The organism is Chromobacterium fluminis, assembly GCF_011602385.1.
GTDB lineage: Bacteria > Pseudomonadota > Gammaproteobacteria > Burkholderiales > Chromobacteriaceae > Chromobacterium > Chromobacterium fluminis.
Genome location: NZ_JAAOMA010000020.1, coordinates 89,787 through 101,561 on the forward strand (window position 1 = coordinate 89,787; position 11,775 = coordinate 101,561).

The window sequence follows — 11,775 nt, forward strand, 5'->3', positions numbered from 1 at the left end:
ATGCAACTAGACCAACACCAGGCATTCAGCGCGCCGGCACCGGATGACGTTCCCGCCCCTGTACATCTGGACCCCGCTCCGGTGTCTTTGCCGGAGCCAGCGGCTCAACCCATCGACGCCGCGGAGTTGGACCAGATCGACCAGGCACTGGCCCGCTTCACCCGGCCATTCCGCATTGCCGTGGTGAATGACGGCTCGCTGGAGATTCAGAACCACGGCGGGAAATTGACGCTGAACGCGACAGAGGCCACGGCCCTGAACGAGTTCATGCGCCACGCAGCGCCGCTGATCGGGATGGCCGTATGACGCAGGCGGCGCTCGACGAGGCGACCCGGCAGCGGCTGGCTGCTGAGGTGGACCGGCTGGTAGCGATGAATATCGACCGGCGCACGGCGCGGCGGATCGTTTGGGACGACTACCAGGACGAACTGGCCGCCAGCCAGGTCGCCGCGCCAGCGCCGCCTGCTGATACCCCGGCGCCGGAGCCGCCGGCCAGTGTTCCCCCTCCTAATCATCCATTTTGGCGAGCGGAGGATGAGCCGCCACTCACGCCAGAGTGGTTGGAGAGGAACCGGCGGCAGCTGGCGCATGTGAAGCAATTGTTGAGGTGATGACGTGATGCAAAACGATATGCAAATCCCGGAGGGGTACTGGCAGGACGCCAAAGGTCATTTAGTGCCGGTCAGTTTGATCCGGCCCATTGATCAGGAACGGGACCGCCTGGTGAAAGAGTTGGTGAACAAGGCCCAGCCGATTTCTATGGCCCTGGCGGATTTCAAAAAACGCGCCTTTGACGACGTGGCCGCCTTTACCGAGCTGTCCTGGGAACAGTACGGCGTCCTGGTGGGCGGCAAAAAGGGCAATGTGACGCTGCATAGTTTTGACGGCCGTTACCGCCTGGAACGCGCGTTCCAGGACCGGATTGCCTTTGATGAGCGTCTGCAGGCGGCGAAGGTGCTGATTGATCAATGCCTGCATGCCTGGTCGGAAGGAGCAGAGCCGAAACTGCAGGTGATTGTGAACCAGGCTTTCGCCGTGGACAAAAAGGGCAAGATCAACACCGCCCGCATTCTGGCCCTGCGTCGTCTGGACATTGAGGACGAGCGTTGGCAGCGGGCGATGACGGCCATTAGCGAGGCGCTGCAAGTGGTCGGCAGCGCCATCTATATCCGGCTCTATGAGCGAATCGGCAAATCCGACCAGTACCGGATGATTCCCCTTGATATCGCGGGGGTGTGAGATGAGCGCACTGACAAACATTTTCGACTGGCCCAAAACCACCCTGCTCAATGTTTTAGACGAGGCGACTCACGCCGAGGGTAATCAGTTCGACATTGTGGAAATAGGACTGACCGATGACAGGGATTTCGCCATCGTGGTGATTTCCGGGCCTCACACCAAGGCGATAGCCCAGGCAGTTCGTGACGCACAGGAGGATTGGGATGGCTAACTGCATCAACTGCAGCGAGACGATGGGCTGGCTGGACCAGGTCAAGGCGGATGTGTTCGACAGCGCGGTCGGGCCGAGTCCGGTCATCGACCTGATCCTGCGCTGCCCGTACTGCAAACAGGAATACAACGCCTTTGTTCCCGTTGACGAACTGATCCCGCTAGGAGAGAGAGATGGTCCCCACGCACAAACAGATCGCAGCCGGACAGCGCCGGTCCCTGCTGGCCATGCAGCGGAAGCTGCAGGACATGGCCGCGCAGTGGGAAGACCTTGACGCCTACAACGCCGGCACCCTTGCGGACCTCGCCGAAAAAATTGGGGACACAGCCGGCGACCTTATCGAGAAAGGCTGACCCCGCGAAACCGCCTCGTGGCGGTCTGCCAGGCGTGGTGGCCTGGTACTGATGAGCAGCCGCATAACCATTGATTGACCACGCATCGGTGAGTCGCCGCCCCCTATCCATTCAACTGGGGTGCCGTCCTCTGATACCGCCGGCAGGCGGCTCACCCATGCGAGCAGGAGGAAACCACGATGACCGACCCGCGCAAACCGATGATCGTCAAACTGCAAGTCGCCAAGCGCAAGTTGCAAATGGACGACGCCGACTATCGGGCCATGCTCGCCCGCATCGCGCGCGGCAAGCGCAGCAGCACCCAGTTGACGCTGGCTGAACTGGACCTGGCGCTGCGCGAAATGCGGCGGCTGGGCTTTGTGCAAACGCCCGCGCAAAAGCACGGCCGCCGGCCTCGGCCGGGTGACTACCGTGCAAGCTTGATCGCCAAAGTTGAAGCGCAGCTGGCCAGCGCCGGCAGGCCCTGGAGCTACGCCCACAGCATGGCGCAACACATGTTCCAGATTGCCCGCGTTGATTGGCTGGATGCCGAGCAACTGAACAAACTGATGCTAGCGCTGATTTACGATGCACGCCGCAACGGGAGGCCGAAATGAACGAAACCCAGCATGAAGCGGCGATGTCCCGCGCGCTGCACCTGCTGCCGGAAAACGCCCGTCATCTGGTCGACATCATCGGCCTGGCCACCACACTGAAACTGGTGAATGCGTTTGGCGGCACCCATGTTTCCGTCCCCAAAACCACCCGCGAACGCGGCAGTTTCTCCGCGCTGGCCGAGGTGGTCGGCGCCGAGACTGCCCGGCTGCTGGTGAGGCGTTACGGCGACACCCGGCTGTACGTGCCGAAATGCGCGGCGGCGCTGCGTGGTTTGCGCGATGCCAACATTCGTGCTGATTATGATAAATGGTGCCGCGAGTTAGGGCATAATGCCACTGTCAACAACGTGCTGGTTCCTAAGTACCGGCTGTGCGACAGGCGGCTGGAAGACATTCTGTCTAAAACCGATGAAGTGCTGCCGGAGGCGCAAGGGAGCCTGTTTTAGGAGGGAGTGATGACCATTACCAACCGTGAACTCCGTATCATGGCGCTCCTTCTGGCAGCCATCGTTGCTGCTGGCGTGTACCAACACAAAGCCACCACTCCCCAATCTTCCCCCGCGCAGGCCCCAGGGCAGTCCATCTCCGCCGACCAGTTAGGCGATGCCTGGCCGCTGAGTGTTCCCAGCGGCAAAATCTACTGCGAGCGCGGCGCGCGCTATGTGTTTGAGCAGCCTAACGGCACGAAATGGGGAATCAACGGCGCGGCCATCGGTCCCTATCCCGCACTCCGGCCGCTGCTGCTGGACAACACCAATCCAGACCTGGCCTGTCGCCCCGACGAGCCCAACTGTGTCACGCCAAAAATGTCGTTGACGCCGTTTTTCGACATCGCCAAGAGTTTGTGCTGACAGTCAGTTAACCCGGCAACTGCCGAACCCCTTCCTGATCCCCTCGCCGCCGGTCGCTCCCTAATATCGCTCCCAGGTCAACGACATGAGGAGCGGCCGCCATGGCCCGAACCATCAATCTGATTGTGATTCACTGCGCCGCCACGCCCAACGGCCGGCAATTGGCGCGCAACGACAAACAAACCGCCGCCGGCGTCATCAATGTCTGGCACAGCCAGCGCGGTTTCCGGCGCAGCGGTCCGCGCGCAGCCGATTTCAACCCCCACCTCAAATCCATCGGCTATCACTACGTGCTGGACGTCGACGGCCGCAAATCGACCGGCCGGCATCCCGACGAGGTCGGCGCGCATGTCCAGGGCCATAACGCCAACAGTATCGGCGTTTGCCTGGCAGGCACCGACCGTTTTACCAGCGTGCAATGGAGTGCGCTGCACAGCCTGGTTAAAGCGCTGCGGGCGCAGTTTCCGGCTGCCAGGATAGTTGGCCACCGCGACCTATCCCCGGATCGCAACGGCGACGGCAAGATCACGCCCGACGAGTGGACCAAAACCTGCCCCGGTTTCACCGTCGCCGAATGGCTGGCGGGCGGCATGGCGCCGCTGGCCGCGCATCTGTTGGGCTGAGCCATGGCGCTGCGAGACCTGATTACCAACCCCGCCACCGGCCGGCTGTCCACCAGCGACAGCACTCTAGTCGGCGCTTTCGTAGCCAGCACGGCGGCGCTGTTGTACGCGACCGTCACCGGCCAGCTGAGCGAGTGGCTGTTCGTCGGCTACCTAGCGGCCTGGGTGACGCAGTGCCAGGCGTCGAAACGCGCCGCCATCGCCCGCGACGCGCTGCCGGCCAAACCGGAGGACACGCAATGACGCCCTGGTTGAAACCTGTTGGCCTGGCGCTGGCGATTTTCGCGGTGTCCGGCCTGATCGCCGGCGGCGGCTACCAGATCGCCGCCAATACCTACCAGGCCAGGCTGGAGCGGCTGCAGGCCGACTACGCCCGCGAGCGCCAGAGCCTGGCCGAGGCCGAGGCTGCGGCGCTGCGGGAGCAGACCGAGCTCAACGAACAGGCACACCGCCTGGGCGTTGAACTGCTAAACACCCGCGCTGAACTCGTTGCGGCCCATGCCGCGCTGAAACGGAGAATCCCCGATGCGAATCGCTCAGATGGCCCCGCTTTTACTGGTATCGGTCCTGCTGGGCTGCGGCTCTACGCCGACAACCTCGGCTATACCGACGCCGGCGCCGAGGGCCTGCCCGCAACCGACCCCGGAAATGCTGCAAAAACCGATGCGGCCGCCCCCGCCGAGGCCGGGCTACTACCCGTCGACATCCTGGCCCACTCAGCCGATTACGGCGCCTGGTGTCAGCAGATGGAGCAGCAGCTCGACAGCCTGAATCGCCTGTACCAGGTGCGCGGCAAATGACCGACTTCATGGGGCTGCTAATGAATGAGCGCGGCGATCTGCTCGACGAGCTGGACGTCACCAGCGACAGGCTGTCCGGGCTGATTCGGCAGATCGCGCCGCTAGGCGGAGATAGCGATTGTGCAAAAGAGGCCGCAAACCGCATGGCGCAGGCCAAGGCGGCGTGGACGGAGGCGTTTGATGGATCAGTTTGACCAGGCGTCGGCGCTGGAGCAGCTGCAACGCGACATCGCGCTCAGCGAGCAACTGGCACACGCCGCCAGCGGGCCGGGTTTGAGTCATTGCGAGGATTGCGGCGACCTCATCCCGCCGGCGCGGTCCAGAGCGATGCCAGGCTGCCGCCGCTGTATTTATTGCCAAGAACGAAGTGAGCGCCGCTGAGCGCCGAAGGGGGAAATATTGATCACATTGGAGCTGACATACCTGATCGGGCTGGCGCTCTCGTTTTTCGGGTTTCTGTTTGCGGCGGGAAAACTGTTCCTGGCGCAGGTGGACCGCCGGCAGAGCGAGCGGGACGACCGGCAGGAAGAGCAAACCAAGGCTCTGCTGAAACAAATGGGTCAGCAAGCAGACAGCGTGAATCACCAACTGGCCCAGCAGGCGGAGAGTGTGCACAGGCTGGAGCGGGACTTTTTGAAGTTCCAGGGGGACCTGCCCCTGGCATATGTGCGTCGCGAGGATTACATGCGCAATCAGACCGTAATCGAAGCCAAGCTGGACGCCGTGGCGCTGAAAATCGAGAACATCCAATTGAGGGCTCACCGATGAACGTGGATCAAGCGAAATTGCGTCGTGAATCGCTGCGCTGGTATCTGCTGCTGGCGCTGTACAACGCACGGCCGGAAGAGGTGTGCGAGGACATCGTATTGATGACCATGCGGACGCTCTACCCCGATGTCACGGCGTTGGAGATTCGAAAAGAGCTGGATTACCTGGCCGACCGGGTGCTGGTGAAGCTGCGCAAGGAGGGCAGCGGCCGATGGTGGGGCGACCTGACCCGCTACGGCGTCGATATCACCGAATACACCATCGACTGCGAACCTGGCATTGCCCGCCCCCAAAAATATTGGGGCCAATGAGATGGCGCGTCGCAACAGTGTTGAGCAGTTGCCAAAAGCGGTGCGGGACTGGCTGGACAAAGCGCTGATCGACGGCAATTTCAGCGGTTACAAGGCGCTGGAGGAAGCCCTGCGCGAACGTGGCTGTGCGGTCAGTCGATCTGCGATTCACCGCTACGGCCAGAAAATCGAACGCCGGTTCGCCGCCATCAAAGCCAGCACCGAGGCAGCGCGCTTGCTGACCGAGGCCGCGGCCGATGATCAGGACGCGCGCAGCGAAGCGGTGATCGCTCTGGTACAGACGGAGATGTTTGAAAGCATCGTCAACTTGCAGGAGGCCAATGAGGAAGACGTCCGACCAGAAGATCGCATCGCGCTACTGTCGAAAGCAGCAAAAAACATCGCCACCCTGGCCAGGGCCAGCGTCAACCAGAAGCGGTTTCGCCAGGAAGTGCAGGCGAAGGTGGACACGGCCGCCGCCAATGTCGAGAAGATCGCCCAGAAAGGCGGCCTGTCGGCCGAGGTGGCGGCACAGCTGCGTCGAGAAATCCTTGGGATTGCGGGCTAAAGCAACGTGGGCATGGGGACTGAAATGTATGAATGGCATGTGAAATACAGTGAAACGAAGATCAATGGCTCGCTCATATCTTGCGAGGTTTACACAGCGACGGTGATCGCCGACAGCGAGGAGGAAGCGAGGGCCATCATGGCCGAAGCGGAGCCGGACATGGTCATTGATAGCCTCAACCAGGGCGAGGCCGTGGATGAAAGCTAACCTGTCCGTTCAGCTCCCCAACACGGCAAGCCTGGATGCCCCGGCGGCCTTGATGGGCTATCAGCAGCGTTGGGTTGCCGACCCGTCGCCGCTCAAGGTCATGGAGAAAAGCCGCCGTACCGGCCTGACCTGGGGCGAGGCCTCGGATAATGTGCTGTCGGCTGCGACTGCGCGCAGCGCCGGCGGGCAGAACGTCTACTACATCGCGTACAACCAGGACATGACTATCGAGTACATCCAGGCGTGTGCGATGTGGGCGCGAGTTTTCAATTACGCGGCCGGTGAAGTTGAGGAAGGGTTTTGGGGCGGGGAAGATGATGCGGACAAACACATCAAGACCTACACCATCCGATTCCCCGCCTCCGGCTTCCGCATCGTGGCCCTGTCCAGCCGGCCCTCCAACCTGCGCGGCCGGCAGGGAATCATCGTCATTGACGAGGCCGCCTTCCACGACAAACTGGACGAGCTGCTGAAAGCGGCGCTGGCCATGCTGATCTGGGGCGGCAAGGTCCGCATCATTTCCACCCATAACGGCACCGACAACCCGTTCAACGACCTGATTGAAGATATCCGGGCCGGCAAACGCAAAGGCACGGTGCACCGGGTGACGTTCAAAGAGGCCGTGGCAGAAGGACTCTATCAGCGGGTTTGCCTACGGCTGGGCAAGGACTGGAGCGCGGCGGACGAGGCCGAGTGGATGGCGGGGGTCTACGCCTTCTATGGCGATGGCGCGGTGGAAGAACTGGACTGCGTGCCGGCCAATTCGGGCGGTGCCTGGCTGTCGCGGGCGCTGATTGAGCTGCGCATGTCCGAAGACACCCCGGTTTTGCGCTACGAGTGTAAGGAGGGATTCGAGCTGCTGTCCGACACCACCCGTCATCTTGATTGTCAGGACTGGATTGAGGAACACCTGGACCCGGTGTTGAAAAAACTGCCACCGGAGCTGCGTTCATTCGACGGCCAGGACTTTGCCCGTAGCGGTGATCTGTCGGTGCATGTGCCCTTGATTGAGCAGCAGAATCTATTGCATCGGGTGCCCTTCGTGTTAGAGCTGCGCAATGTTCCCTTCCGGCAGCAGGAACAACTGTGTTTCCACTTGCTGGATGGGTTGCCCAATTTTGCTGGGGCTGCGTTCGACGCTCGAGGGAACGGTCAATACCTTGCGGAGGTGGCCATGCAGCGCTACGGCGTGGAACGCATTCATCAGATCATGCCCACCGAGAGTTGGTATCGCGAGCATATGCCGCCATTGAAAGCGGCTCTAGAGGACGGCGAATTGATCGACATCCCCAAAGATAAGGACATCCTGGCCGACCTACGGTCGGTCCAAATCATCAAAGGCGTGCCGAGGGTGCCCGAAAGCCGAACAGCGGGAGAGGACAAGGGCCAGCGCCACGGTGATGCGGCCATTGCGCTGGCACTGGCCAAATACGCCAGCCGCGAAATCAACGCAACGCCATTGGCCACCCGTGGCTATCACGGCATCAGCCGCGGCATGCACGCCGCGTCCGGCCGTTTCGGCCGCGGCGCCTGGTAAGAGGACGAAAAAATGGCGAGCAGCATTGTTGGCCCGGACGGCCAGCCTATTAGCTCCGGCCTGTTAAAAACCACCATCGCCACCCCGACCACCACCGGGGTGCGTCAAATCGTCGCCGGCGTCGCCCAGGGGCTGGACCCGCAGCGGCTGGGCACCATGCTGCGCAACGCGGTGGATGGCAATGCCGGCGACTACCTGAAACTGGCCGAGGACATGGAGGAGAAATATCTCCATTACGGCTCAGAGCTGTCGACACGCAAACGCGCGCTGGTCGGTCTGGAGCTCTATGTCGAGCCGGCCGGCGACGATGCCGCCAGCCTGCGCGCCGCCGAGCTGGTGGAGCAGGCGCTGGAGCCGGTGCGGGCCAGCCTGTTCGATTTGCTGGACGCCATCGGCAAAGGGTACAGCGCGCATGAAATCGACTGGGACACCAGCGCCAAACAATGGATGCCCAGGGGGCTGCAATACCTGCAACCCTATTGGCTGCAGACGCGCAAAACCGAGCCGGACACGCTGTTTCTGCGCTCTGACCAGGACCAGGCCGGCGACCCGCTGCTGCCGTACAAATTTGTCGTTCACAAAGTCAAAGCCAAGTCCGGGGTGTTGATCCGCGGCGGCTTGGCCCGGATGGCGACTTGGGCCTACTTATTCAGCAATTTTGCGATCAAAGATTGGTTGACCTTCGCCGAGGCCTACGGCCAGCCGCTGCGGGTTGGCTACTACGAGAAAAGCGCGACGCCTGCGGACATCGACTCGCTGCTGCAGGCGCTGCGCAGTCTCGGCACCGACGCGGCGGCGGCAATTCCGAAAGACATGCGCATCGACTTCGTCGACGCCGGCAATAAAACTGCCTCGGTCGATATCTATGCAAAACTCGGCGAATATTTCGACCGCAACATCAGCAAAATCGTGCTGGGGCAAACGCTGTCGACCAATGCCGGCGAAAAAGGCGGCGGCGCCTATGCGCTGGGCCAGATCCACAACGAGGTGCGTGGCGACATCCTGGATTCGGACGTCGAGCAGCTGGAAACGACGCTGACCCGCGACTATGTCCGGCCGCTGGTCGATCTGAACCTGGGACCGCAGCCGGCCTATCCGGCGATTCGGCTGCGGGTCAACAAACCGGAAGACCTGACCGCGCTGGCCGGCGTCGTCAATACGCTGGTGCGCGCGGGTTTGCCAATTAGCCAGGACTCGGTTTATCAGCGCTTTGGTCTAGAGAAGCCGAAGGAAGGCGAGGCGTTATTGCAGCCCGTTGACGCCGGCGCTGGCCTGGCCCAGGCCGCCAATCGCTACCGCGCCGCCAACCAGCTGCAGCCGGGACAGAGCGGGCAACTGGACGCGCTGCAGCAACAACTGGCCCAGGCTGGTCAGCAGCCGCTTGACGCCATGCTACAGGTCATCCGCCAGGCGCTGGCCGATGCGCCGGACCTGGAATCGTTTCGCGCCTGGCTGCTGGACGCCTACGGCGATTTGCCTACCGATCAGCTTCAGCGCGTAATGCATACCGGTTTCAGCCTTGCCGAGCTGGCCGGCCGCTACGATGTGAGCCATGGCCGATAGCCTGGCTGCGGTGTTCAAGCGCCCCTGGGACACCCAGCTCGCCTATTTTCGGCAGAAACTGAATCTGGGCACAGAGCGCTGGACCGACATCATGAAAGGCCAGCACGACAAAGCGTTCGTTGTGGCCGGCGCGATGGCCGGCGATTTGCTGGAAGATTTGCGCCAGGCTGTCGACAAGGCCGTCGCCGGCGGCAGCACGTTGGCGGATTTCCGGCGTGACTTCGACAAGATCGTCGCGGAGCGCGGCTGGGAGTACAACGGTAGCAGCGACTGGCGCAGCCGCGTGATCTACCAGACCAACCTGGCTAGCAGCTATGCCGCCGGCCGCTGGCAGCAGTTGACCGACCCGGACATGCTCAAGGTCAGGCCATACTGGCGCTACAAACACAGCGACTCGGTGTTGCGGCCGCGCCCGCAACACCTGGCCTGGAACGGCCTGATTCTGCGTGCCGACGACCCATGGTGGCAGATCCATTTTCCGCCGAACGGCTGGGGCTGCCAGTGCAGCATTGTGGCAGTCTCGGAACAAGAGTTGCGCGGCAAATACGGCAAACTCGGCCCGGACACCGCGCCGGTCATCGAGACCCGCGAAATCATCCGGCCGGACGGCAGCAGCGTCTATGTGCCGGACGGCGTCGATTTTGGCTGGGACTACACCCCCGGCCAGGCCTACCTGGGCCGCCAGTTGCTGGACAAGGCCGCCACCACGTCGGCGCGGATCGGCGCGGCCGCGGTGCGCAGCGCGGCGGAAAACATCAACGCCCTGGACAAGGTGATCCAAGAACAATGGCGGCCGCTGGTGCAACGGATCTACCCGGACCCGAGTAACTACAAGCCGAGCAAGCAGCGCATCCACATTGGGGCGCTGGCCCCGGATCTTGTCGAGCACATCGAAACCGTGACAGGGCAGGAACTAGCCACCGCGGTGATCTCGGTTGACGACAGCGAGGTCAAACACGCGCTGCGCGATGCCGGCGGCAAGGCGGCAAAGCGGGTCAGCCAGGCGGACGCCCTGCGCGCTGTGGTCGGCATGTACCAACCGGAGCGTGTGTACCAGGTCGTCGAACAAAGCGAGTCCAAGGCGTTGTACCTGATGATCTACCCGGCCCAGGGCGGCAAGAAACACATCAAAGCCGTGGTCAGTGTCGGTTACCGCACAAAGGATAAGCAAGATGGCAAGCGGGTCAGCATTCAGACCAACACGTTAACGACCTTGGGCTATGTGGAACTGTCAGACTTGGATAACCCGGCGCAATACCGGCGGGTCAAATAAGGGGGGAATCACCGGGCAGGCAGGACGCCACTTCCTGCGTGGGCACTCCCTTGACGGGCTTGCCATACGTACAGGCGAATTCACGTATTCCCGCACGGTGTTTAATCATTATGAGTGAAAACAGCTTTGAAATCAAAGTAGTCAGCGACACCGTCGAGCAATCGCTGGCGCAACTGGAGCAGCGCGGCAAAAACTTGCGGCCGGCGCTGTTGGACTGGGCCGAATGGGCAAAAGACGAAACGGACCAGCGTTTCAATGAACAGGGCGACTGGTACAGCATACCCTGGCAGCCCAATGCCCCCGCGACACTCGCCGCCTATCTGCGCAGCCACGGCGGCCGCAAGAACTACAAAAAGGACGGCAAGCTGAGCAAGGCCGGCGAGAGGCGGCTAGGCGCAAAACGCATTCTGCAGGTCGATGGCAACCTGCGCCGCGCCGCGTTCAGCTATGCCGCCAGCGCGGACGAACTGAGGTTTGGCCCCTGGGGCAACGGCCTGGACGCCTACGCGGCGATCCAGCACCTGGGCGGCTGGGCTGGCCGCGGCCTCAGTGTCTATCTGCCTGCACGTCCCTACCTTCCGGTGGATGAGGACGGCCAGTTAGCGCCGCGGGCCGAGGCGGAGCTAGCATTAATCGTTAGTCGACACTTAGAAGATGGCTAATTGCTACTAGCAATGCATTCATTGCTATACCATGCTAAATAATCATTACAAGTTAGGGGCAAAATGATGATCCGTCGATTCTTTACGAACAATACTGTCATGGTGATTGGATTTGCCCCCGTATCTCAGGACACCAACCCACCCTTAGGTTGATGTTGCCGCCAGCAGCCTGAACTCTCGTGGGGAGCGGTATTTCAGCGCGCTGTGCGGGTGGTTCTCGTTGTAATGCTCGAA

At 62.0% G+C, this 11,775-nt stretch carries 21 protein-coding genes and 1 other RNA gene; all 22 read left to right on the forward strand.

The features are described from left to right. Positions 1-306 carry a hypothetical protein gene (locus tag HA052_RS15000; protein WP_166452489.1) on the forward strand — a complete coding sequence of 102 codons (306 nt, stop codon included), beginning with the start codon at positions 1-3 and terminating at the stop codon, positions 304-306. After that, complete coding sequence (locus tag HA052_RS15005; RefSeq protein ID WP_166452490.1) at positions 303-611, forward strand: hypothetical protein; 309 nt, start codon at positions 303-305, stop codon at positions 609-611. The genes HA052_RS15000 and HA052_RS15005 overlap by 4 nt, the downstream gene beginning before the upstream one ends. A gap of 7 nt (positions 612-618) precedes the next feature. Beyond that, complete coding sequence (locus tag HA052_RS15010) at positions 619-1,239, forward strand: DUF3164 family protein (RefSeq protein WP_166452491.1); 621 nt, start codon at positions 619-621, stop codon at positions 1,237-1,239. A 1-nt stretch (position 1,240) separates the two neighbouring features. Next, entirely contained in the window at positions 1,241-1,450 is a 210-nt protein-coding gene (locus HA052_RS15015; RefSeq protein ID WP_166452492.1) for a hypothetical protein, read from the forward strand. Positions 1,451-1,623: 173 nt separating this feature from the next. Next, positions 1,624-1,803 (forward strand): hypothetical protein, encoded by a 180-nt coding sequence (locus HA052_RS15020; protein WP_166452493.1) that lies wholly within the window; start codon positions 1,624-1,626, stop codon positions 1,801-1,803. A 2-nt stretch (positions 1,804-1,805) separates the two neighbouring features. After that, an RNA gene (locus HA052_RS15025) (hammerhead ribozyme type II) lies at positions 1,806-1,868 on the forward strand. A 114-nt stretch (positions 1,869-1,982) separates the two neighbouring features. Continuing rightward, positions 1,983-2,399, forward strand: coding sequence for a gp16 family protein (locus HA052_RS15030; protein ID WP_166452494.1), 417 nt, complete (start codon positions 1,983-1,985; stop codon positions 2,397-2,399). Beyond that, entirely contained in the window at positions 2,396-2,845 is a 450-nt protein-coding gene (locus tag HA052_RS15035; protein WP_166452495.1) for a Mor transcription activator family protein, read from the forward strand. The genes HA052_RS15030 and HA052_RS15035 overlap by 4 nt, the downstream gene beginning before the upstream one ends. A gap of 9 nt (positions 2,846-2,854) precedes the next feature. Further along, positions 2,855-3,250, forward strand: a complete 396-nt coding sequence (locus tag HA052_RS15040; protein ID WP_166452496.1) for a YebY family protein — start codon at positions 2,855-2,857, stop codon at positions 3,248-3,250. A gap of 101 nt (positions 3,251-3,351) precedes the next feature. After that, positions 3,352-3,873 carry an N-acetylmuramoyl-L-alanine amidase gene (locus tag HA052_RS15045; RefSeq protein WP_166452497.1) on the forward strand — a complete coding sequence of 174 codons (522 nt, stop codon included), beginning with the start codon at positions 3,352-3,354 and terminating at the stop codon, positions 3,871-3,873. Positions 3,874-3,876: 3 nt separating this feature from the next. After that, positions 3,877-4,116 (forward strand): DUF2644 domain-containing protein, encoded by a 240-nt coding sequence (locus HA052_RS15050; RefSeq protein WP_166452498.1) that lies wholly within the window; start codon positions 3,877-3,879, stop codon positions 4,114-4,116. Then, positions 4,113-4,673 carry a hypothetical protein gene (locus HA052_RS15055; RefSeq protein WP_166452499.1) on the forward strand — a complete coding sequence of 187 codons (561 nt, stop codon included), beginning with the start codon at positions 4,113-4,115 and terminating at the stop codon, positions 4,671-4,673. The genes HA052_RS15050 and HA052_RS15055 overlap by 4 nt, the downstream gene beginning before the upstream one ends. Further along, positions 4,670-4,867, forward strand: a complete 198-nt coding sequence (locus HA052_RS15060) for a hypothetical protein (protein ID WP_166452500.1) — start codon at positions 4,670-4,672, stop codon at positions 4,865-4,867. The genes HA052_RS15055 and HA052_RS15060 overlap by 4 nt, the downstream gene beginning before the upstream one ends. Then, positions 4,854-5,054 carry a TraR/DksA C4-type zinc finger protein gene (locus HA052_RS15065; RefSeq protein WP_206118915.1) on the forward strand — a complete coding sequence of 67 codons (201 nt, stop codon included), beginning with the start codon at positions 4,854-4,856 and terminating at the stop codon, positions 5,052-5,054. The genes HA052_RS15060 and HA052_RS15065 overlap by 14 nt, the downstream gene beginning before the upstream one ends. Positions 5,055-5,072: 18 nt before the next feature. Further along, on the forward strand, positions 5,073-5,441 hold the full coding sequence (locus HA052_RS15070; RefSeq protein ID WP_206118916.1) for a hypothetical protein: 369 nt from the start codon (positions 5,073-5,075) through the stop codon (positions 5,439-5,441). Further along, a complete protein-coding gene (locus tag HA052_RS15075; RefSeq protein ID WP_166452502.1) occupies positions 5,438-5,752 on the forward strand; it encodes a hypothetical protein in 315 nt (104 codons plus the stop codon). The genes HA052_RS15070 and HA052_RS15075 overlap by 4 nt, the downstream gene beginning before the upstream one ends. Position 5,753: 1 nt before the next feature. Next, positions 5,754-6,299 (forward strand): DUF3486 family protein, encoded by a 546-nt coding sequence (locus HA052_RS15080; RefSeq protein ID WP_166452503.1) that lies wholly within the window; start codon positions 5,754-5,756, stop codon positions 6,297-6,299. A 24-nt stretch (positions 6,300-6,323) separates the two neighbouring features. Continuing rightward, on the forward strand, positions 6,324-6,506 hold the full coding sequence (locus HA052_RS15085; RefSeq protein WP_166452504.1) for a hypothetical protein: 183 nt from the start codon (positions 6,324-6,326) through the stop codon (positions 6,504-6,506). Between the two features lie 52 nt (positions 6,507-6,558). Beyond that, the gene (locus HA052_RS15090) at positions 6,559-8,043 is read left to right on the forward strand and encodes a hypothetical protein (protein ID WP_240937374.1); all 1,485 of its coding nucleotides are present in this window, start codon (positions 6,559-6,561) and stop codon (positions 8,041-8,043) included. Between the two features lie 12 nt (positions 8,044-8,055). After that, positions 8,056-9,606, forward strand: coding sequence for a DUF935 domain-containing protein (locus tag HA052_RS15095; protein WP_166452506.1), 1,551 nt, complete (start codon positions 8,056-8,058; stop codon positions 9,604-9,606). After that, positions 9,596-10,879, forward strand: a complete 1,284-nt coding sequence (locus HA052_RS15100; protein ID WP_166452507.1) for a phage head morphogenesis protein — start codon at positions 9,596-9,598, stop codon at positions 10,877-10,879. Before HA052_RS15095 ends, HA052_RS15100 begins: the two co-directional genes overlap by 11 nt. Before the next feature lie 110 nt (positions 10,880-10,989). Next, complete coding sequence (locus HA052_RS15105) at positions 10,990-11,541, forward strand: phage virion morphogenesis protein (protein WP_166452508.1); 552 nt, start codon at positions 10,990-10,992, stop codon at positions 11,539-11,541. The last annotated feature ends 234 nt before the right edge of the window (positions 11,542-11,775 follow it).

Coding starts and splice junctions, on each gene's coding strand:
- HA052_RS15050 (WP_166452498.1), top strand. CDS start 3,877: ATGGCGCTGCGAGACCTGATTACCAACCCCGCCACCGGCCGGCTGTCC.
- HA052_RS15045 (WP_166452497.1), top strand. CDS start 3,352: ATGGCCCGAACCATCAATCTGATTGTGATTCACTGCGCCGCCACGCCC.
- HA052_RS15080 (WP_166452503.1), top strand. CDS start 5,754: ATGGCGCGTCGCAACAGTGTTGAGCAGTTGCCAAAAGCGGTGCGGGAC.
- HA052_RS15000 (WP_166452489.1), top strand. CDS start 1: ATGCAACTAGACCAACACCAGGCATTCAGCGCGCCGGCACCGGATGAC.
- HA052_RS15060 (WP_166452500.1), top strand. CDS start 4,670: ATGACCGACTTCATGGGGCTGCTAATGAATGAGCGCGGCGATCTGCTC.
- HA052_RS15075 (WP_166452502.1), top strand. CDS start 5,438: ATGAACGTGGATCAAGCGAAATTGCGTCGTGAATCGCTGCGCTGGTAT.
- HA052_RS15100 (WP_166452507.1), top strand. CDS start 9,596: ATGGCCGATAGCCTGGCTGCGGTGTTCAAGCGCCCCTGGGACACCCAG.
- HA052_RS15015 (WP_166452492.1), top strand. CDS start 1,241: ATGAGCGCACTGACAAACATTTTCGACTGGCCCAAAACCACCCTGCTC.
- HA052_RS15010 (WP_166452491.1), top strand. CDS start 619: ATGCAAAACGATATGCAAATCCCGGAGGGGTACTGGCAGGACGCCAAA.
- HA052_RS15095 (WP_166452506.1), top strand. CDS start 8,056: ATGGCGAGCAGCATTGTTGGCCCGGACGGCCAGCCTATTAGCTCCGGC.
- HA052_RS15020 (WP_166452493.1), top strand. CDS start 1,624: ATGGTCCCCACGCACAAACAGATCGCAGCCGGACAGCGCCGGTCCCTG.
- HA052_RS15085 (WP_166452504.1), top strand. CDS start 6,324: ATGTATGAATGGCATGTGAAATACAGTGAAACGAAGATCAATGGCTCG.
- HA052_RS15105 (WP_166452508.1), top strand. CDS start 10,990: ATGAGTGAAAACAGCTTTGAAATCAAAGTAGTCAGCGACACCGTCGAG.
- HA052_RS15040 (WP_166452496.1), top strand. CDS start 2,855: ATGACCATTACCAACCGTGAACTCCGTATCATGGCGCTCCTTCTGGCA.
- HA052_RS15055 (WP_166452499.1), top strand. CDS start 4,113: ATGACGCCCTGGTTGAAACCTGTTGGCCTGGCGCTGGCGATTTTCGCG.
- HA052_RS15035 (WP_166452495.1), top strand. CDS start 2,396: ATGAACGAAACCCAGCATGAAGCGGCGATGTCCCGCGCGCTGCACCTG.
- HA052_RS15065 (WP_206118915.1), top strand. CDS start 4,854: ATGGATCAGTTTGACCAGGCGTCGGCGCTGGAGCAGCTGCAACGCGAC.
- HA052_RS15030 (WP_166452494.1), top strand. CDS start 1,983: ATGACCGACCCGCGCAAACCGATGATCGTCAAACTGCAAGTCGCCAAG.
- HA052_RS15005 (WP_166452490.1), top strand. CDS start 303: ATGACGCAGGCGGCGCTCGACGAGGCGACCCGGCAGCGGCTGGCTGCT.
- HA052_RS15090 (WP_240937374.1), top strand. CDS start 6,559: ATGGGCTATCAGCAGCGTTGGGTTGCCGACCCGTCGCCGCTCAAGGTC.